The following is a 21066-nucleotide window of genomic DNA, read 5'->3' on the forward strand; positions in this document are numbered from 1 at the left end:
GCTTTACGGGCAGACCTCCATTATCATCACATCCAACAAAGGCCCGGAAGAATGGGGTGATATTCTGGGTGATCCGGCCATTACAACCGCTATTTTGGATCGTTTAATCCACAAAAGCGAGGTTATTCATCTAACTGGCGACAGCTATCGTCTGAAGCATCGTCAAACCATTTTTGGTAACAATTAGGTGTCCAAAATTATTTAACGTTTTTTGTTCAAAACTACTTGACGGTTACAATTGCTGCAGGAGTAAATGAATTATTTGATTCACTGGCAGGAGCTGAGATGATTTTATGGTATTATCAAATCTATACGCAAAGCAACCATACTTCGGGTGGGATAGCTTTTATCATTATCCAGACCGACCAGCAATTCTTGGCACAGAACCCCCATCCGGGCTTCATCAGTCTAACCAATAAAACCACATATACTTACGGTCCGTTTATTAGACTAAATACTTTTCCCATAGACCTCCCCCTTTCCGTCTATAATCAAATGATAATATACAAATATGTAAAGTACAACCAATTTAACTTATATTTGTAAAATATTTCCTTGCCCCACCTTCCCCAGCGCAGGCCACAACCAGGCAAATGGTGGCGTGATACTACGGGCTGCACTCTTCTGGGTGTTGATTTTCTTCCTCGGGTTTGGCAGTCACCTCAGCTGCTTTTTACAAGTTCATACCGTATTCTTCAGATTTCTACCAGTACCATTCTTCATTATCTATTTTTTAGATCTAATAAAAAAATGTCGAAAAATCTAAAATAGCATATACTAGATTTAGTCATTATAGTTTTGAATCTTATATTGCTTTACTTGGAGGTTAATTATGATAAAAATAATAGCTGACTCCACCTGCGATTTACCCCTGGATGTGATCGAAAAATACGATATCGGCATGGCCTTAGCTACTATTATTATTGACGGCCATACCTATAGAGACAAAATTGATATGACGGCCAATGATTTTTTTAATATTATCGAAGATTTGCCCGAACCTCCTATTACTTCCATGTCCAGTCCAAATGAATATCTGAATATTTTTAACCAGGCGGTTCTGGATGGTCATAACCAAATACTATGTATATGTATGTCCAGCGGCACCAGCGGAGCTTATCAATCAGCGGTAATCGCGCAGAGTTACTTCTACGAAGAGCATCCTCAAGCAAATGTGCAGATTCATATAGTTGACTCCAAGTGCATGAGTCATGGCAGCGGCTGGCTAACCCTTAAAAGCGCCCGTTTAAAGGAACAGGGATCTACTTTTGAACAATTGATTGAATTTAATGAGCGCTATAAAACCCGTGTTAAACATTTTCTGTCAGTAGATGATCTGGAACATCTCCGCCGCAGCGGTCGACTGTCCAACGCCAGTACCTTTATCGGCAAAATACTAAATATTAGACCCATAATGACAATGAAAAATTCCCGGGGAGCAATTGTAGCCAAAGAAAAGGGACGAAAAAGGGTTTTGGAACATTACGTAAGGGAATTCATTAAGCGCCATGACCCCGAAATAACAGATTTTATAATAATTGGATATAGTTCCGATTTAACTTATGCGGAAAATCTTAAACACAAACTTATTCGAGAAAGCAATTTCGCAGGCGAAGTATTTATCATGCAAATGGGTATAGCTGTAGGTACTCATGTAGGATTAGGCGGCCTTTCCATGTTCTTTGTGGAAAAGGATCTTAAGACTGACAGTTTCATTATGAATGAGCTTAATGAACTACGAGAAAAGAAAAATGAACTATTAGACAAGATCCATCTCAAATAAATTAACCAGCCGCAAGAAGCGTCCCCTTGGCGGGAGCGTCCTGAAAACAAAAAAGACGGGAAGTTAAAATCCCATCTTTTCGGCACTTTTTAAATGGTCGGAGTGACTGGACTTGAACCAGCGGCCTCTACGTCCCCAACGTAGCGCTCATACCAAACTGAGCTACACCCCGACGCAAGGAATATTCTATAACAGAAGGACTTTTTAGTCAAGCTTTTTGGGCGGTGAAAATGCTTCCTGTCGAAAAAGCACATCCCAGCAAGATATTAGTCTATTGCATCAAGGTGGAATTTACTGTGTAATACCTGCACAGCTTTATTTATGTCTATCTCATCAACAATGCAGGAGACTTTGATTTCCGAGGTACTGATCATATGGATATTAATATTGGCTTCGGCCAGGGCTTCAAACATGGCCGCAGCTACTCCGGGGTTGCTCTGCATACCGGCGCCTACTATGGATATTTTGGCCACGTCTTTGCCGTATGACATGCCGGATGCCCCTATTTTTTCTACCACTTTATTTACCAGCGGCAAAGCCCGGTTTAACTCATCTCCTTCTATGGTAAAGGCAATATCATTACGATTGGAACGTACCCCACCCTGAATAATCATATCCACATTAATTTTATTATCTGCCAGCAGTTTAAATACGGTCATCGCAATACCGGGCTGATCCGGTACATCGAATAATGCTATTTTAGCAACGTTAATATCATGGGCTATCCCGCTAACGATTCTGTGTTTTTCCATTTTGCCAACCTCCGTAATAATAGTTCCCGGTTCATTATTAAAACTGCTGATCACTTCGATATCCACATTATATAACATAGCAAACTCGGCTGCCCGCGGCTGCAATACACCTGCGCCCAGGCTGGCCATTTCCAACATTTCTTCATAGGAGATCTGTTTGAGTTTGCTGGCTTCTTTAACAATTCGGGGGTCAGCTGTATACACCCCATTTACATCGGTGAATATCAGGCAGCGCTCTGCGCCTAAACTGGCGGCCAGAGCTACTGCGCTGGTATCTGATCCGCCTCTGCCCAGGGTGGTAATGTTACCCTCGGGAGAAAGACCTTGAAAGCCAGCGATTACAACCACGTTGTCCTGCTCTATCTCACTTTGGATTCTGTCCGGCTCAATCCCGCTGATCCGAGCCTTGCTGTGGATACCATCGGTTTTGATACCGGCCTGCCATCCAGTCAGGGAAACGGCTGGGCACTGCAGGGCATTTAAGGTAAGCGCCAGTAGTGCTGCTGATTGCTGCTCCCCGGTTGACAGCAGCATATCCATTTCCCGAGGATTGTTGCGTTCACCGGTCTTTAAGGCTAACTCCACCAGTTCGTCAGTTGTATCACCCATAGCTGATATGACGATAACCAAATCATTTCCCTGATCCTTCATCGCCTTGATTCTTAGTGCCACATTGGTGATCTTTTCTATGGAAGCAACTGAGCTGCCGCCGAATTTGGAAACTAATAAAGACAATTTTTTCACTCCCTAAAAAACGTATATTAAACTAATATATTCACAAATAAAAATAAAATTGACAGGTTCACTTATAAAACTAACTTTAAAATATGGTGGGCGCTTATTTTAAAAAATTTATTCCGCTATCCCATCTTCATCCAGGTATTTAATCCCGTTTTCGCTGGGGCGCAAAATGAAAATTTCACTGCTGATACCGGCGGCAGCAAAAGATTCTTGCATAGCTTCGCCTATCTTATCCGTTTTGTCAAGAGTCAGAGCAATAACGGAAGGGCCAGCTCCGCTTAAGGCGGCGCCTAGAGCTCCTGCCTTAAGGGCATTGGCCAACACCCTATCAAAGCCGGGAATCAGGTTTTTGCGCTCGGCCAGAAAAACAGGATCATGCATGGCTGCTGCCAATTGGCTGTAATCAGCGTTAACCAGGCTGGCAATCAAAAAGCAGGCCCTCTGCAGGCTGCTTACCGTATTAGCCAGGCTTATCTGGGTTGGCAATACCGAACGAGATTGAGTAGTAGCCAGTACGAATTCTGGTACGGCCAGCACCGTTTTCAATTCGGAAGGTACCTCTAATTGCTGATAAAAAACGTCTTCATCCCGTTGCATTACGATAGCCAGGCCCCCCACAACGGCCGGAACAATATTGTCGGCATGACCTTCCATTTTAACCGCCCAACTGAGCAGTTGCTCCTCGGCAAAAGGTTTCTTTAGCAGGCGGTTGGCGGCATAAATGCCGGCTACGATAGCACTGGCACTGCTTCCCAATCCTTTACCAACCGGTATTTCATTATGAATATGCAGTTTCAGTCCTCGCTCATAAAGACCAGCCTGCTGCATAACCAGGCAAGCTGCTTTATAAACCAGGTTTTGTTCAGGTTTTTCCATTAATTCATCTCGCCCGTATCCGGTAAATTCTATAGTTGTCCCCTGTCCGGAAAAAGTCATTTCTACGGTAAGATATAATGATAAGGCCATACCCAGCGTATCCAGGCCTGGGCCCAGATTCGCAGTGGTGGCCGGCACTCTGATTTTAACCATTATCCCGATCGATCCCTTCCAGACGAATGACATTGTTTACTGCAAAAACTATACTCATACCTTTAAGCACGGTGAGTGCGTCCTGCAAGTCCTTTTCGCGCACCGTATGTGTTATCATAATCAATTCTGCCATCTCCTGGTTGTTAGTCTTTTGCAGAACCTGGGCGATGCTCACATTATTGTTACCGAAAACTCCGGCGATACCGGCTAGTACTCCGGGACGATCTTTCACGGTCATACGGATATAGTATTTGGCATTGAGTTCGCTGATATTTAAAATCCCTTTTTCTTTAAAACAGGTGCAGCCGATCCGAGCATTGCTGTGATAGTGCATATTACGGCCGATTTCAATAATATCCCCGGCTACTGCGCTGGCAGTAGGCATCTCACCAGCTCCCCGTCCGTAATGCATGATTTCCCCAACGGCGTCACCGTTTACAAAGACGGCGTTATAGACATCATTTACAAAAGCCAGTGGATGACTTAGAGGGATAAAGGCTGGGTGAACCCGCGCTTGTATTTTGCCCTCGACTTCCTTGGCAATCGCCAAAAGCTTGACCACATAACCCAGTTCCTTGGCATACTGAATGTCCCGCAAAGTAATGGCAGTTATTCCTTCAACATAAACATCATCCAAAGTCACCCGGCTGTTGAAGGCAATGGAAGATAATATGGCAATTTTACGAGCCGCATCAAGGCCCTCTACATCAGCCCCGGGATCTGATTCAGCATAACCCAGCTCCTGGGCTTCACGCAGAACTTCCTCATAATCCCGGCCTTCCCGGGTCATTTTGCTAAGAATATAATTGGTGGTTCCGTTTAAGATCCCGATAACCTCCTGGATCTGATTGGCTGCCAGGGATTGCTTGAGCGGATAAATAATAGGGATGCCTCCGGCAACACTGGCTTCAAAGTAGAAATCCACGTTATTTTCCTCAGCCGTAGCAAACAGCTCCTGTCCTTTGACTGCAATCAGGTCTTTATTGGCAGTTACTACATGCTTGCCTTTTTTCATGGCTTCGATGATAAAACTGCAGGCAGGTTCGATGCCGCCGATTAACTCAACCACAATATCAATCGCGTCGTCATTTATGATATTTTCAAAATGGCTGGTCACCTGATCTGACTGCAAACCTATTTTATAACATTTATCCGGGTCTTTTTCCAGCACCTGGCGTATTCTAATTTCCGAGCCGGTTTTTTTTGCAATGTCCGTTTTATTTTTTTCTAAAATTTTAACCACCCCGGAACCGACTGTGCCGCAGCCCAGTAACCCAATATTAATCATAATGCGTAGCCTCCTCTTAACTAACTTTTGCCAATTAATTCAACGTTGATTACTCCATCGATATCTTGCAGCTTGTCCAAAATATCATCCACCGGTACTAATATATCTTCCATACTCATAGAAAGCGTCACATATGCAACACCATGCAAAGGCAGGTTTTGATTAATGGTTAAAACATTACCTTGAAGATTAGCAATACAGTTTAAAACAGACGAGAGTACCCCGGAAACGTTACGCAGCAAGAGCGAGATATTGATAATATTCATATTTTCAGCATTAAAAAAGGGGAATACCCCGTCTTTATATTTATAGTAGGTACTGCGGGCCATCTGCAAGCGGTCAACGGCTTCATTTATACTATCTGCTTCCCCGCCGGCCAGCATCTCTTTGACCATAGCCGTCTTGACAATTGAATTTGGCAACATATCTTCTCTGACCATGTAAAACTTCTTATTGGATTTCATAGCTGCTCTCACTTTCGTCCATGTAAGGCGGATATTTATCCATGCAGTACGGACATTATATCACTTGGGACTTTATGTAGCAATACTATTTAAGAACCCTGGTCAACCACCGGTTTAAAGGCTTGGTATGGCGAAGTGTTAGTCCTAGGCAAAATGAAGCTGGCAAATGCGTTCAGCTGCGCATTGCTGCCCATAACGATAAGGGTATCCCCATTACTGATACATTCGTTACTGTGGGGGTTAATTATCACTTCTCCATCATTTTTCTTGATAGTCACAACTGAACACCCGCTGGCTTCTCGGATACCGCTATCCCGTAATTTACTCCCGCTTAAAGGGCTTTCATGCAGCTTATAACTTCTGATTTTCAAGGGTTCTTTATCCTTATTGAACGGAACCTGATGGTGCATGATTTCATGGTAATCCTTGAAATACAGGTTTTCCAAGTAATCAACTACACTCTCCGGATCCAGATGCAAATGCAGAATCATATGACGTACCATCTGCAACCCGGCTTCTTCTTCCGGTTGAATTACCTCCCAAGCACCTGCCTCATACAGGGTTTTCTTTTCCCAGTAATTCTGGGCCCGGCCCAGTATTTTTATGTCCTGGTTGTATTTTTTTAAGCCACGAATAACCTGCTGGTTGGTGTAAATATCAGGTAGAGCCAGGATAGCCAAACTGGCCTGTTCAGGAAAGGCATGTTTTAAAACCAGTTCATTGGCAGCATCTCCATAGATATATGGGATTTGCTGCGCTTTAAGCTTGGATATGGCGGTATGGTCATATTCAATAACCATATAGGGTACCTGCAATTGCTGCAGGGCATTTCCCACCTGATAGCCCGCCCGGCCATAACCGCAAACGATTACATGGCCACTTAACTCTTTTTCGGTATAACCCTGCAAATCAATCTCCGGGTCTTTAAATATTGCCGCCAGCCAGCGTATCTTTTGCAGCTTTTTATATAACCCCGGTGCTACCTTAAAAAATAGGGGGGTTAGCAATATAGATATTAAAGTACTGGCCAGAATGACATTATAAAGCGTAGGAGCTATCAGTTGTTTATCCAAGCCTATTTTGGCCATAACAAAAGAAAATTCACCGGTCTGCATCATGCCCATGCCCACATAAAAAGCAATCCGGGTTTGATAGCCAAACAATCGCATGATGATAAAAAATACGCAGAATTTAAGGGGAATTATGATCACGAGGGCCATTATAAGAAGTGACCAGTTTTGAAACAAGGTCTGGGGGTTAACCATCATCCCTACCGATACAAAAAATAGGATTACGAAAGCATCCCTTAGTGACACAATTTTGCCCAGCATTTCGTGGGCATAATCAGATTCGGTAATGATTAAACCAGCCAGAAAAGCCCCCAGGGATACAGACAGACCCACGGCCTGAGCCAGCAAAGCTACACCCAGCCCCAGGCTTAAGGCCAACAACAAGAAAATGTCGTTATTACTTCCCTGGGCAGCCTTCTCCAATAGCATAGGTATAATCCGGGGAGCCAGAAGCAGAATCATTAGAATCAGCAAAGCGGCAATAGAAAGGGTAGCCAGCAGATGCGGTATTTCCTGATAACTAAACTGGTGCAAACGCGGCAGCACCGACACCATCAGCACCACCGCCAGATCCTGCACAATCAGGATGCCGATCATGATCTGTCCATAGACTGAACTTAGCTCCCCCTGGTCTCCTAAAACCCGCAATACGATCATGGTGCTGCTGATGGATAAAGCACAACCTAAAAATAAGGATTGATAGACACTAAGCCCCATCTGTTGTCCTAATACCACAACTATTAAAACCAGCAAGGCAATCTGCAGCAAGCCACCGCCTACCGCTACTTTTTTAACTCGGGACAATTGTGTCAGGGAAAATTCTATCCCCAGAGTGAACATCAGCAGAATCACCCCGATATCAGCAAATCCCTGCACAATTTCTAGTTCGTTAATAGCTCCGCTAACATAGGGCCCAGCCAGTATACCCCCCAATATATATCCTATCAAGGGGGACTGCCTTAGAGTCTCAGCAATTAATCCCCCGATTAATGCCGCAATAAAAATAACCGCAATATTAAAAATAACCGATGCCTCAGTCAAATAATAAAACCCCCATAAAAATATCCTGTATTAACATTAAATCCATTAACCGCATGGTAATATTTTACTTTAAGTAATTGATTTTTTTATTATAACATGCCGATTTGTCATGAAGAAGAAGGATTTTGGGCAGGCCTGAATACCAGGTGCTAAATAAAAAACGAATAAGGTGGGTAAAACGCTTAAATTAATAATGCCCCGGTACTCATTATTGAATGCCGGGGCACTCTAACCATAACATGTCTGATAATTGCCGCTCCATGTTACGGAGCGAAAGAAGCATTTTTTAAAACCCTGCGGGCGGGAAATTCAATTCCGCCGGCTAGTTTTTTCAAAACATCCGTTCAAAGGGCAGGTTTTTGAGCATATGCACCGATTACGCAGATAGCCAATAAAGAAAAATCGGTGTAAATCAGTATCTAATTATTTTTATTTCCGTACTAAATTATGATACAGATCAAGCCTCCGTTGCCTTCATTCACAATCCTTTGCAGAGTATCCTGCAACTTATGCTGGGCGTTTTCCGGCATACGATGCAATTTGTTCTGTATCCCCTCCCGTACTAAATCATGCAGGGACTTGCCAAATATGTTTGATTCCCATATCTTGGTGGGATCTTCCTCAAATTCGTCCAGCATATAGCGAACTAATTCTTCGCATTGTTTTTCAGTACCTATAATGGGTGTAATCTCGGTTGTAATATCGGCTCGAATGATATGCAGGGACGGGGCTTTGGCTTTTAGCTTGACCCCAAAACGACTGCCTTGTTTGATTAGTTCTGGTTCTTCCAGAATCATTTCTTCCAGGCGAGGTGTAACTACCCCATAACCTGATTCCTTTACCTCATCCAGCGCCGAGGATACTTTATCAAACTCTTTTTTGGCAACGCTTAGATCTTTCATCAGCCGCATGATATGGTGATTGCCCTCCACCTCAAAACCGCTTACCTCACTTAAAGACTGATAGAAAAGGTGCTCGGGCACCGCAACCTCAATTGCCGCCACACCAGTTCCCAGATCCATTTCTTCCAGGCTTACATAACTGATGTTCTCGACATCGGATAGCTTTTCAATCGCGCCATCAATATCCCTTACTTTTTTAATACCGCTTAAAACATCTCGAATAGCGGTTTCCATTTCATCCCGCAGCCAGAAGTCTTCATCAAGCTCTTCTATCCACATTGGCAAACTGATATTTACCTCCTGCACTGGGAACTCGTATAATACTTCCTCCAAAATACTATAAATCTGTTCGATGGTCATATTGGCACTATCTACCGGAACCACGGTTACATCATATTTTCCTGTTAACTCCTCAGCCAGCTCCAGGGTATCTTTATCATATGGATGAGTTGAGTTTAAGAGAATTATGAACGGTTTGTGCAGTTCCTTTAATTCACTTATTACCCGTTCCTCGGTTTCCACATAATTTTCCCTGGGTATATCACTTATGCTGCCATCTGTTACCATTACGATTCCAATCGTGGAATGGTCGGCAATAACCTTCCTGGTTCCTATTTCGGCCGCTTCTTCAAAAGGCACCTCATAGTCAAACCAGGGAGTTCTTACCATGCGCGGTTCGTCTTCTTCTTCGTAGCCCAAAGCACCATCTACAGCATATCCAACACAATCAACCAGTCTGACTTTTAAAGACAGACCATTTTTAGTGTTGATTTCAACGGCTTCATTGGGTACAAATTTGGGTTCCGTAGTAGTAATGGTTCTGCCGGCACCACTTTGAGGCAGTTCATCTTTGGCGCGTTCACGTTCATAGATGTCTTTTATATTGGGTAAGACCATCAGTTCCATGAACCTTTTAATAAACGTCGATTTGCCTGTTCTTACCGGGCCTACTACTCCCAAGTAGATATCGCCTCCGGTTCTTTCAGCGATATCATTTAAAATAGTGTTTTCTTCCACTTCTCATCTTCCCTCCCTCGGATATAGACTTAAAAGGCACCCTTTTCGTTGGTGGATACCCCTTTTCAACAGACACTCGGGTTATAACAGTATAAATATATTTATATTGAATCGGTAATATAACCATAAAAGAAAAAAAGTGTGGTTTTTATCACACTTTTTACCAATTGAGCTTTTTAACTGTCAGCCAAAGGATCTTAGAAGTTTACCAATCTATATTCTGAGTTACGGTCTCTTCCATCTCATGTTTTTTCTGACGTTTCATTAGTTTTTCTACCTCATGACGAGGATTCCGACCTTCATATAAAACCCTATAGCAAGCTGTAGTAATCGGCATATCTATATTCATCCTGGTCGCCAAATGATGAACCACCCGGGTGGTATAGGCGCCTTCTACAACCATGCCAATATTTTGCATGGTCTGTTCAAGGGTTTGTCCCTGACCGATCATTTCTCCGGCCCGCCGGTTACGGGAATGCTGACTCGAACAGGTAACCACCAGATCTCCGATACCACTAAGCCCGTAAAAGGTACGTTGATCGCCGCCCATAGCCACACCCATTCTGGTCATTTCTGCTAAACCGCGAGTCATAAGGGCGGCAGCAGTGTTATCTCCATATTCCAAGCCATACAGAATTCCCGTAGCCAGCGCAATGATGTTCTTCAATGCACCTCCCAGTTCTACACCGGATACATCCGGATTTGTATATACCCTGAAATTACCGGACATAAAGGTATTCTGAACTAAAAAAGCGGTTTCTTTATTATACGCTGCCACCGTCACGGCCGTAGGGATCTGACGACCAACCTCTTCGGCGTGGCTGGGGCCGGATAAAACAGCATATCCGGGTAAATATTCAGCTCCCAATACTTCTTGAACTACCTGGCTCATACGTAAACCACTTGATAATTCCAGGCCTTTAGCGGTATTTACCAATCGGGTGTTCGTTGTTAGATAAGGCTGGACAGACCCCAGAACATCCCGAAGCGCTTGGGAAGGCACGGCTAATACAACCATATCGGTATTTTTCAGGGCTTTTTGCAGATCGGTTTCTGGATAAACCCTATCAGGCAGCTTCACTCCCGGAAGGAAATGTTGGTTTTCCCCCTTTTCTTTAATTTGATCAATGTCATCTTCAGGTCTTCCCCACAGGGTAACCCGGTAATGTTTTAAAGCCAAGTGAATAGCAAGTGCCGTACCCCAACTGCCAGCCCCCAATATACAAACCTTTTTCACAATAATCCTCCATACCTGTTTCATTCAGTCGTTTTGCCAATCTTCATCTCGGAACCGCTTAAGAGACGTTTTATATTTTCCCAGTGCTTAAATATAACCAGCCCAGCCATTACGGCACCCATTACCAAAATGGCCAAAGGTTTATGGTAGAGCGCCATCCAAAAAGGAAGCAAGGCTGCAACCAATATCGAACCTAAAGATACATAACGGCTAATAGCCACGACAATAATAAAGATAACCAGCGATATCAGCGCCCCCTGGGGAAAAAGATACAAAACTATCCCTGCAGAGGTGGCCACGCCTTTTCCGCCTTTAAATCCCAGATACACCGGCCAACAATGTCCTATCACCGCCGCAACTGAGCATAAAGCCGCCAGTAATTCACCGCCAAAATGCATACCCAGCCAAGCTGCCAGTATCCCTTTTAACACATCCCCTGTAAAAGAAGCTAACGCCACCTGTTTACCGGCAGTCCTTAAAACATTGGTAGACCCAACGTTACCGCTTCCTTCTTCCCGTATATCAATATCCAAAAACCAATGGGCAAAAATATAGGAAAAAGGAATGGCTCCTGCCAAATACGATACCATCAACAGCAAAACCGTCTGCATATTACTCCCTCCCCGGCGTAATACTCCCCTTGTTAATCACATCAGCTACTACCTGATCGGAAATCTTGTAAATCCTGTTAATTCGCGTAAACCGTACCTATTATCTATTAATATTTATTAATCTTTTGCCTCGCGCTTGCGCAGGATTAGGCTTATGGGGGTTCCCTCAAATCCAAAATTGCTGCGCAGAGTATTCTCCAAATAGCGCAGGTAAGAAAAATGTATCTGCTCCGGGTTATTAGCAAATAAAACAAAGGTTGGGGGTGCTGTGCGAACCTGGGTGCAGTAGTAGATTTTTAACCTGCGGCCTCCGCCTCCTGGAAGCGGATTAAGCAGCATAGCTTCACTGATTACCTTATTCAGCTCCGAAGTACTGATACGCCGATGATGTTGTTCGGCTACAAAATCAGCCAGTTCCAATATCTTATAAATCCTCTTCTTGGTCAAGGCGGAAACATAGAGGATAGGGCTATAAGAAATAAACTTCAAGTCTTCCCGAATTTCTTTATCAAATTTGTTCATGGTATACTCGTCTTTTTCAACCAGATCCCATTTGTTGACTACTATAATATTGGCTTTTCCTTGTTCATGAACGTAGCCGGCTATCCTTTGATCCTGTTCATTTACGCCGGCGGTAGCATCCAGCATAATAATCACAACATCAGCCCGTTCCACACTCTTTAATGATCTTACCACACTGTACCTTTCCGCGGGTTCCTTAATACGCGATTTCTTTCTGATGCCCGCGGTGTCAATTAATATGTACTGATTGCCGTCAAACTTGAAAGGAGTATCAATGGCATCCCGGGTGGTGCCGGGCACATCGCTGACAATAACCCGTTCTTCACCTAAAAGGGAATTAACCAAGGACGATTTACCCACATTAGGCCGCCCTACTATCGCTATTTTTATTGCATCTTCATCCTCCTGATAAGCAGACTGGGGGGCAAAATGGGCAATAATCGCATCCAGCAGATCGTTAGTATTCCTGCCGTGCATGGCTGATACCGGGATAGGTTCACCCAACCCCAGGTTGTAAAACTCATAAAACTCTAGTTGTTTATCGAAATTTTCTACTTTGTTGGCAGCCAATACCACCGGTTTTTGGCTCTTGCGCAGGATAGATGCGACCTGTTCGTCTTCATGGGTAACACCATCTTTGGTATCAACCACAAATACGATCACATCGGCTTCATCTATAGCCAATTGCGCCTGCCATTTTACCTCCCGGGCAAATAGCTCGCCATCATCAAAACGGATACCGCCGGTATCAATTATCATGAATTCACGCCCCAACCATTCGGCACTTTCATAAAGACGATCCCGGGTAATCCCAGGCATATCCTCAACAATCGCTTTACGTCTGCCTGCCAAACGATTAAAAAGAGTTGATTTGCCAACATTGGGCCTGCCTACAATTGCAACCACAGGTTTTGACATAGCATTTCCTCCACCAAGATTAGAAATAGACACGGGTAGCTCTGTGCGGCAACATTATTAGCGACCCGCACTCAGCAGGAGCAGTTTACCGCAAAACCGGTTCCTGTTTGGTTTGAGTGCCGGAAACATCAGTAGTACACAAAAGATGATTTGTTTGGATTCTTTAGATACCGGGCCTGATGCCCAAGGGCTGACACTGGTTTTAAAATTTTATCCTATGCAGAGTCATTACCTGCCTAAGATTTTATTAATCAGATCTTCGGCTGTGCCGTCTACGACATCAATCTTAGCCCTGCTGCTCTCCCTTATGTCTTGTATCGTAATATCATCCAGCAAGGTTTCCTGGCCATCCCGCAGTAAAACCTCAGGGATTAATACTACATTGCCTTTATAAGTTTGCCCTAGAGCATCAATAATATCTCTGCCGGTCAACAATCCCGCCACACTGATCGCACCACCAAAAAAGCGGTTCTCAACCGGCAGTAGTTTTAGATTAAGGCCGGATATCGTGCTTAAACGAGCCTGAATAAGTTCCAGTACCGGTGCCGCAGATAGACCGGTAATGATAATTACTTCCCGTTTTTCTATGGCAGACGGCAAAGAGGGGATAATCTGTTCAAATTCTTCCAACAGCAAACGGGATAAACCTATACCGTTTTCAAGCTGGCAGTAATCATCGTAATACTCATCCGGGGGCAGATCCATTTGGGCGCGCAGGTAAAACTCATCGGCCAGATAAACAAAACCCTGTCCCGTTTGGCGACGGAATCTCTGCTGATATCGATCGATTGTTTTAATAAGCTGCTTAGCCTGCTGTCTGCTGACCGGCTTTAATTCGGGCAACTTCTCGCGGTATCCGGTTAGCCCCACCGGAACGATACCTACCGACTGAACCGCAGGATAATATTCGGCCAACTCTGTGATAGTCTGATTTAGTACCTGTCCATCATTTACACCCGGACAAAGGACGATCTGGGTATGTACTTGTATGCCGGCTTCTTTAAGTCGGGCCAGATCAGCCTTGATTCCGGCGGCGCGTGGGTTTTGCAGCATTTGAGAGCGCAGTTCCCCTTGGGTGCAATGTACGGAAATATAAAGCGGGCTTAAGCGCATTTTAATAATTTTTCGCCAATCGTCTTCACTTAAATTGGTCAAGGTTATATAATTGCCATACAGAAACGAATAACGATAATCATCATCTTTAACATATAAGGTCTTGCGCATCTTACGCGGCAATTGATCTACAAAACAAAAAATACAACGGTTGCTACAGGCTTTCATTTGGTCAAAAACAATCCCCTCAAATTCCAGACCCAGATCCTCATCATAATCCTTTTCAATTTCCAAAGACCAGATCTCCTGATTGCTTTTCATTATTTCCACCTGCAAGCAATCATCCTGGGCATAGTACTGATAATCCAGGATATCATTTATGGGTTGATTATTGATGGACAACAATATATCCCCAGCCTCAATCTCCATTTCTGCCCCGACACTATTCGCCCTGACGTTTTTAATTTCAACTGTCACCCTCAATTCTCCTCCCTGGAGATATAAAAATCCATTCCCCATTATCCATCAAAACCGCGGTTTAAGCAACCTTAATAGGCTTCGAAAGGGGATATCCCCTGTCGAAGCCTATACTTAAGTAAATTGTGGAAGTTGAGCCTGTATCGATGGCAAGTCCTTTTTTAATAACTTAATTATCAACGCAATGCTTAAAGGCCTTAAGGCACGCCATCGGGAAACCTGTTGCAGAAATGAAATCGAACCCTGGGATCGGATCAAAATCGGTATTACCAGCAGATCATCCGCACTGGCTCCTAAAATGGTTACTAATTGTTCCAGGCATTTTTGTACCATTCCTACGTCTGAACCTACTCCCAGGGCATAAATACGGTTGCCGTAATTGTCTATCCCCATAAACAACGGCTGGCCGCTCTGCTCCATATTATAATCACCGAAACAAGGCAGTTGCTTATAATCCGTGGGTATGGTATCCATATGCAGATTAGCCGCCAGGACGGTTTGATACACACCGCTGGAACCTATAAAAAGTATATTCATGGAAAAACCTCTAAACTTGTTTACTGTTAATAACCCGTAAGCGGGTTGCTTCTACAAGTCTGGTCATATGTTCAAAGGCTTTTCGGGTTCCCCAGATTACCACCGGCCGTCCTAGCAAGGGAATATTTATTCGGCGGGAAGTAAAACCACCAATTTTCATGCTCCAATTAACATGTTTCATGACGTTTACCACCACAAGCTGATCCTCTTGGTTAATTATTTTAGCCACACCCATCAGTATATGATTAAATCTATTACCCAGGCTTTTTTTGCCCAGAACATAGATTTCATTTTCCATATCATCCCGGCCCATAAAACGTATGCTGCCAAAATCACTATCATTGGTTTTATCATAGTAAGGCAGAGCCATTAATTCTTCATAGTTCGGCAACTTATCTTTATCAAGCCAGCCTAAATGCAAGGCTGCCGCCGTAACAGAAGAATGCGAACCACCGTAACAATGATAGATAATTTTCATTTTATTTTATAATCCTTTCGCCTCAATGCTTGACAATAATGTAGACCCCATTTTCCAGATCATGCGCAACCCCGCCCATTATACGGGATAATAACAGGCAGAGACGCTCTTGTTCTTCAGCATTTTTAGCCAGAAAAACCGGGCTGTCACCGCTGCTGACTTTTTCTTCATCCATCGCCACCACCGCCACGATAGTATCATTATCAATATTATTATCCACTTTACTAATCAGCCGCCTTTCTGCCTGCCAGGCTGCTCAGGACAGTAGCCTGAGAGGTTTCTAAAACCGGCACCCTTTTGATAACCGCAATGACGGATTCAATATCCGGTTCATTGGCCACAATAAAGAAGGCCAAATATCCTTTGTCAACATGTTTGCGAGCCATAGGCATCAATTCCGGTTCAGAAATGTCTACTTTTGATCCCAGAATCGAAACCACATCATGAATCATGGCCATACGCTGACCAGGGCTATCGATTGTCAAACGGGCGTTATCATCATGGGGATGAATTATTATACCTAAACCCTCAGCCAATATCTTCTCCCGGGTAGCGGGAAGGCCGACATTCATTATCACAACATCCTCCACCATTAACAGCGAGCCGGAAAAATGCAGCTTTCCCTGTTTGAAATCAGCTATATCACCCATCTTAGCTCCCGCCATTAATTTTAAGGATAGTAAAATGCACACCAAAGCAACCGCGATTCCATATGGCCAGCCCCAGATTTGAGTTGCGCCGCTGCTTAAAAGAGCCGCCAGGATAACCAGGTAATTTCTAGCTTCAAAAACCTTGGCGATACCTTCTATATAATCCGTGCCGCGTTTAATTATTTTGGTCTCTTCCAACTTGCCCAGGCTTTCCCGTTCCATGTTGCGGATTTCACGAAAATGCTGGGCTGCCAAGGCCAAAAATGTTATAGCCACATAATCCGGTTTGGCCAGAGCAGGAACCGCCACCGCCCCTAATCCGGCGGCAATGAATCCCATAGTTAAATGGGTCAGGTGCCCATGAGGATAAGTTGGATAATTCCGGTAATCATTTCTAAGCATTACCCATCTATCCACAAAACCCGTTAAAACTCCAATTAAAATTACTACTCCGTAATCTTGCATATTATTCTTTGGAGGATGGGCCTTTATTTAGCAGGAAAAACCCGCCTATAACCACGGCTGTAATTATTACAATAATTAGAATTGCCGTTCCTGCCCCCTGATTATTTTGCTGCATTGGTTTCTGAGCCGGTTCGCCCGTAGGAGTTCCGGTCACACCCAAGACGGAAGGCAGTGCCTCTGCAAACAGCTTAATTCCCTCTTCTGCTTCCGGTTTGGTATTGGTATGAGCTCCCACCTCTACCAGCATGGCGCGGGGGCTTAAATCTTGATTGTAATCACCTTTTCCCATAAATATACCCGCGGAAAGGCCGGGGGTCTTATTGTCCATGGCAACCTTTAGCCTTTTGGCAAATTCCAAATTGGTCTTGCTGTTTGGATTCGATCTGCCTACTACCAGCTTTATCTTGGTTACATCCTGCCCTTTGACGGTGGTCTGATATTCACCTGGCGGAGTGGAGTCGCGATGAACATCTATAATTGCATTCGGCATCTTTCTTAAGAGTGTGCTGGCGGTTCTCCGTGAGCGGCTATAGGCATTAATATCGTGGGGATTATGATTGTTCCAGTTATGGATTACATTGAAACCCTTGGCTCTTAGTTTAACCGCAAGTGCCTTCCCTACATCATATATGCCGCCGTTGCCATCGATACTTTCCTTGCCATCGGTAGGCACATAGGATTCATCACTGTGGGTATGATAAATTGCTATGGTTGGTTTTTGGTTTTTATTAACTACCGGCACGGCTTCCCTGCCCAGATATGAAGACTTCCTGACCTCCTCCAAAGTGGGCATGGCTTCTTTGCCCTGGTAAGCACAACGCGCCGTGGTGGCTATAACCTCGACAACCCGATACCGAGAATTGTCAGCGGCAATATAAATATCACCGGGATATATTTTAATGCCGGTCTGGTTAATAACCCGGTTTTTTTCATCAACCAAGGTGAAATGCTTTCCCTCTGGTGTTTCTGTTTCGGCAACTGCAGTACCGGTCAGCCCCAGGAGACAAAGCGCCAATACCAATAAAAACATACAACGTCTAAGCATCTTCATCCCCCTCGTCTGATTTTTTTTCGATAGGCTTATGGGCCGGTTCAGGTTCGCGCAGACTATTAAGCAGCTCCGGCGGTCTGCCTTCGGTTTGCGGTCCTCCGCGGAAGCGTTCCAGGCTTTCTCCGATCACCTCAGCTAAAAGCACAGCCAAAATACCGGCTAATATAAGCGAATCGAAAGCCCCTCCGCCGCCAACATGTACTACTCCTCTAACCCCTGAACGTACCAGATAAAAGTATTGACCGATATCTAAGGCAAATACGCCCATTACCGCCGCAAAAAAAGCACCCCGCCTGGAACGTCCGGCCAGGTAACCGACAATACCGGCAATCAGAGGATAAAGATAGATCGGATCAATAAATATTTGCTCAGGTTCAGCCCCCAAATACCTGGCTGCAATAAAAAGTACCAAGGTTGTAACTGCAGCTGCAATAATTGCTCGAATTTTTTCAAACCTGGTGCCGGCACCTAACAGTACATAAAGTGCCACGATAACCGCTATTGATCCACCCAGATTAATCGTTATCCGAGGACTCAGGGGAATATCAATAAAGCTCCCCACGATTATAGCTGCAATTATCGCTAAGGCTGACTTGTCCGTTAGCCTCATCCGGTCTAAAACCCGCTGGGCCACTCCAAAATATATAAGGATTGAGATCACGACAAGGGCTATCATTCCTGCAGGAAAATTACTCATTTCTTTTTTCATCCCTTTCATCGTATAATTCATGTTGGGTGCTAAAACTATTGTTCCCTAAACCTAGCATTTTATGTAGAATCACAACCTCAACCAGCAGCAAGCATCGCCCGCAATTATGTTTTTTTCCTCTTGAATATATGGTTTTTTAAGGCTTATACTTAACAAAAAATGGGATTTAATTAAGGAGGGAAAGTAATGAATATAGTGCTCATTTTGATAGGACACCGGGTGGAAAGCGCAGTAAAAGTGCAGAGCATCCTAACCGCCAATGGGGATATCATAAAAACCAGATTAGGCTTAAATCGTGAATTAAGCCAGGATAGCCAGGCCAGTGGTTTCGTATTTCTGGAAATCTGCGGAGATAAGCCGCGAATTGAAAAACTTTGTAATGAACTAAACAGTATTGAGGATGTACGAGCCGAATACGTATCCTTGAGCCTGGCCGAAGGCTCCAGTTGCTGATAGTAATAATGAAAAAACTGAGGCAGACAGCCTGACCTGCTGTCTGCCTCAGCCAAACTATTAAATCCTAAATCCTAATCATGCGCACAGAGCGCAGCCACTGATGGAATAGTAGTTAAGAACTTAACTATTTTGTCGCCGACATAAAGACGACATAAACCCGGTATTATTATTGTTTACGATCTGCACCACTGAACAGGATCGATTCCTCTGGTCTTTAGCCATTCCGCCGTCCGTCCCAATATAATAACCGGTTTTTTTTTAATTTCCATGCAGTCAGCCGCTCCGGCCATCAAAAAAACCGCTTTAGTCTGGTAAAACAACTGGTCTAACCTTTGATCCAGTTCCTGTATTCCTTCCTGTAACAAAATCTTAAGAAAAAATCCACCTATTCCAACTAATTCGGCCCCCATGGCAATCGCTTTAGCCAGATCGCTGGCCTGTCTTATTCCCCCGGAGGCTATAATCTGCACAGGTAATTTTAAAGCCAGAATTTCTCCCAAACTGGCAGCGGTAGAAATTCCCCAGTTAGATAATCCCTGACTTAGCCTGCCGCCTCGGTGACCTTCAATGGCTAAAAAATTAGTGCCGCCTTTACCTCCGTTATCAAAGATTCTTACCCCGCAATTAAAGAGCTTAAGTGCACTTTCCTGTGAAAATCCGAACCCCACTTCTTTAGCAATTACCGGAACGGGACATGCCTGGGTAATCAAACCGACATTTTCTAAAATACCCCGGAAATTACGGTCACCTTCATTCATTGCCAATTCCTGCGGCACATTAAAATGCAACTGCAAACCGTCGGCGGCTATCATATCCACAGCCGCCAGGCAGTCCTCAACGGAGCTGTTTGCACTTACATTCGCCAGGATTACACCCTCGGGGTTCATGTCCCGAACGACTGCAAAGCTTTTATCTAAACCGGGTCTTTCCAGAGCAATCGTTTGGGAGCCAACTGCCATGGCCAGTCCATATTTATGTGCCAGGGAAGCCAAGCCACGATTGATTTCGGCGGCCTCATCAGTACCTCCGGTGAGTGCATTAATAATCACCGGACAAGCCAGCTTTTTTCCCAAAAAACTGTAGCTTAAATCGATATCATCCATACCCAGTTCCGGTACCGAATCATTGAGCAGAGTAACATCTTCAAAGCCGCTGCTGTCAGGTCCGTCCAGGGTATTAATTGCCCACCGAAGATGTTCTGTTTTTCTTTCACTTCTGATTACAAATACCTCCCTGCGATTTGTTGGGCTAAAACCAAAGCCGTTTGATCATTTACGTTCATAAATATCTCCCGGGGATCGCCAAACTGAGCCAATTGCATCTCAGGGATCACTAGGTGGTTTAATTCTTCAAATATGCGAATCAGCTTAAGCTTATCATTCTCCAGGCAACCGGTTAGAACCGGCAGACAGCTTTTGCTGTATAATGCCGATAAAGGCTGCAGTTTATTATCCAACATCGGTACAACACAATCATAATCCTGAAGATGATCTGATAAGAAAGAGACCAGTTCCATATTCATAAACGGCATGTCGCACCCCATAACGAAAACCCTATCGTAACGAGCATTAAACAAGGCCGAATGAATACCTGCCACCGGCCCCAGACCCGGGTATATATCCGAATAAATCACAGCACCAAAATCACGATATATTTCCGGTTCATTGCTAATAGTTATCGTTTCATCAAAATTTAACTGAAATTTATCCAGGATAATTTTAAATACAGGTTCTCCAGAAATTACCGCCAAAGCTTTGTTAAACTTCATGCGTGAACTCTTTCCCCCAGCCAAAATTGCCCCAGTTATTTTCATAA

At 44.1% G+C, this 21066-nt stretch carries 21 protein-coding genes and 1 tRNA gene; 3 read left to right on the forward strand and 19 right to left on the reverse strand.

Annotated elements, in window-relative coordinates:
• On the forward strand, positions 1 to 187 hold a 187-nt coding region (locus tag AAV90_RS03695), incomplete at its 5' end, for an ATP-binding protein (protein ID WP_046496032.1).
• 645 nt (positions 188 to 832) lie between these two features.
• The gene (locus AAV90_RS03705) at positions 833 to 1783 is read left to right on the forward strand and encodes a DegV family protein (protein WP_046496036.1); all 951 of its coding nucleotides are present in this window, start codon (positions 833 to 835) and stop codon (positions 1781 to 1783) included.
• Between the two features lie 94 nt (positions 1784 to 1877).
• On the opposite strand, the gene AAV90_RS03710 is transcribed toward AAV90_RS03705, so the two are convergent.
• The 17 genes from AAV90_RS03710 to AAV90_RS03790 form a co-directional block, all read right to left on the reverse strand.
• A tRNA-Pro gene (locus AAV90_RS03710) sits at positions 1878 to 1955 on the reverse strand.
• 94 nt (positions 1956 to 2049) lie between these two features.
• Positions 2050 to 3270 (reverse strand): aspartate kinase, encoded by a 1221-nt coding sequence (locus AAV90_RS03715; RefSeq protein ID WP_046496038.1) that lies wholly within the window; start codon positions 3268 to 3270, stop codon positions 2050 to 2052.
• 117 nt (positions 3271 to 3387) lie between these two features.
• Complete coding sequence (thrB, locus tag AAV90_RS03720; RefSeq protein WP_052729585.1) at positions 3388 to 4305, reverse strand: homoserine kinase; 918 nt, start codon at positions 4303 to 4305, stop codon at positions 3388 to 3390.
• Positions 4298 to 5593 (reverse strand): homoserine dehydrogenase, encoded by a 1296-nt coding sequence (locus AAV90_RS03725; protein WP_046496040.1) that lies wholly within the window; start codon positions 5591 to 5593, stop codon positions 4298 to 4300. Before AAV90_RS03725 ends, thrB begins: the two co-directional genes overlap by 8 nt.
• Before the next feature lie 20 nt (positions 5594 to 5613).
• Positions 5614 to 6057 carry an ACT domain-containing protein gene (locus AAV90_RS03730; protein ID WP_046496043.1) on the reverse strand — a complete coding sequence of 148 codons (444 nt, stop codon included), beginning with the start codon at positions 6055 to 6057 and terminating at the stop codon, positions 5614 to 5616.
• A gap of 89 nt (positions 6058 to 6146) precedes the next feature.
• Positions 6147 to 8168 (reverse strand): monovalent cation:proton antiporter family protein, encoded by a 2022-nt coding sequence (locus tag AAV90_RS03735; protein WP_046496045.1) that lies wholly within the window; start codon positions 8166 to 8168, stop codon positions 6147 to 6149.
• Positions 8169 to 8608: 440 nt separating this feature from the next.
• On the reverse strand, positions 8609 to 10087 hold the full coding sequence (gene spoIVA, locus AAV90_RS03740; RefSeq protein ID WP_046496047.1) for a stage IV sporulation protein A: 1479 nt from the start codon (positions 10085 to 10087) through the stop codon (positions 8609 to 8611).
• Between the two features lie 205 nt (positions 10088 to 10292).
• Positions 10293 to 11324: an NAD(P)H-dependent glycerol-3-phosphate dehydrogenase gene (locus AAV90_RS03745; RefSeq protein ID WP_046496048.1), complete on the reverse strand. Its 1032-nt coding sequence runs from the start codon at positions 11322 to 11324 to the stop codon at positions 10293 to 10295.
• A gap of 20 nt (positions 11325 to 11344) precedes the next feature.
• Positions 11345 to 11935: a glycerol-3-phosphate 1-O-acyltransferase PlsY gene (plsY, locus tag AAV90_RS03750; RefSeq protein ID WP_046496050.1), complete on the reverse strand. Its 591-nt coding sequence runs from the start codon at positions 11933 to 11935 to the stop codon at positions 11345 to 11347.
• Between the two features lie 117 nt (positions 11936 to 12052).
• Positions 12053 to 13375, reverse strand: a complete 1323-nt coding sequence (gene der, locus AAV90_RS03755; protein WP_046496052.1) for a ribosome biogenesis GTPase Der — start codon at positions 13373 to 13375, stop codon at positions 12053 to 12055.
• A gap of 228 nt (positions 13376 to 13603) precedes the next feature.
• Complete coding sequence (locus AAV90_RS03760; protein WP_198142809.1) at positions 13604 to 14905, reverse strand: DUF512 domain-containing protein; 1302 nt, start codon at positions 14903 to 14905, stop codon at positions 13604 to 13606.
• Between the two features lie 114 nt (positions 14906 to 15019).
• Positions 15020 to 15442, reverse strand: a complete 423-nt coding sequence (locus tag AAV90_RS03765) for a DUF3189 family protein (protein ID WP_046496056.1) — start codon at positions 15440 to 15442, stop codon at positions 15020 to 15022.
• Between the two features lie 10 nt (positions 15443 to 15452).
• On the reverse strand, positions 15453 to 15920 hold the full coding sequence (locus AAV90_RS03770; protein WP_046496058.1) for a DUF3189 family protein: 468 nt from the start codon (positions 15918 to 15920) through the stop codon (positions 15453 to 15455).
• Positions 15921 to 15942: 22 nt separating this feature from the next.
• Complete coding sequence (locus AAV90_RS03775) at positions 15943 to 16140, reverse strand: capping complex subunit for YIEGIA (RefSeq protein ID WP_046496060.1); 198 nt, start codon at positions 16138 to 16140, stop codon at positions 15943 to 15945.
• A gap of 4 nt (positions 16141 to 16144) precedes the next feature.
• Positions 16145 to 17035 (reverse strand): YIEGIA family protein, encoded by an 891-nt coding sequence (locus AAV90_RS03780; RefSeq protein ID WP_046496062.1) that lies wholly within the window; start codon positions 17033 to 17035, stop codon positions 16145 to 16147.
• 1 nt (position 17036) lies between these two features.
• Positions 17037 to 18080: a stage II sporulation protein P gene (gene spoIIP / locus AAV90_RS03785; protein ID WP_052729587.1), complete on the reverse strand. Its 1044-nt coding sequence runs from the start codon at positions 18078 to 18080 to the stop codon at positions 17037 to 17039.
• Positions 18073 to 18804 (reverse strand): DUF1614 domain-containing protein, encoded by a 732-nt coding sequence (locus AAV90_RS03790; RefSeq protein WP_242847476.1) that lies wholly within the window; start codon positions 18802 to 18804, stop codon positions 18073 to 18075. Before AAV90_RS03790 ends, spoIIP begins: the two co-directional genes overlap by 8 nt.
• 177 nt (positions 18805 to 18981) lie before the next feature.
• Here AAV90_RS03790 and AAV90_RS03795 point away from each other — a divergent pair, with 177 nt between their 5' ends.
• Positions 18982 to 19248, forward strand: coding sequence for a hypothetical protein (locus AAV90_RS03795; RefSeq protein ID WP_046496066.1), 267 nt, complete (start codon positions 18982 to 18984; stop codon positions 19246 to 19248).
• Positions 19249 to 19424: 176 nt separating this feature from the next.
• Here the strand turns inward: AAV90_RS03795 and fni are convergent, their stop codons facing one another.
• Together fni and mobA are read right to left on the reverse strand one after the other, a co-directional pair.
• Complete coding sequence (gene fni, locus AAV90_RS03800) at positions 19425 to 20471, reverse strand: type 2 isopentenyl-diphosphate Delta-isomerase (RefSeq protein ID WP_046496068.1); 1047 nt, start codon at positions 20469 to 20471, stop codon at positions 19425 to 19427.
• Positions 20471 to 21064, reverse strand: a complete 594-nt coding sequence (mobA, locus tag AAV90_RS03805; RefSeq protein WP_076982602.1) for a molybdenum cofactor guanylyltransferase — start codon at positions 21062 to 21064, stop codon at positions 20471 to 20473. Before mobA ends, fni begins: the two co-directional genes overlap by 1 nt.
• Positions 21065 to 21066: the final 2 nt, after the last annotated feature.

It is taken from the genome of Syntrophomonas zehnderi OL-4 (assembly GCF_000983115.1).
GTDB classification, from domain to species: Bacteria; Bacillota; Syntrophomonadia; order Syntrophomonadales; family Syntrophomonadaceae; genus Syntrophomonas_B; species Syntrophomonas_B zehnderi.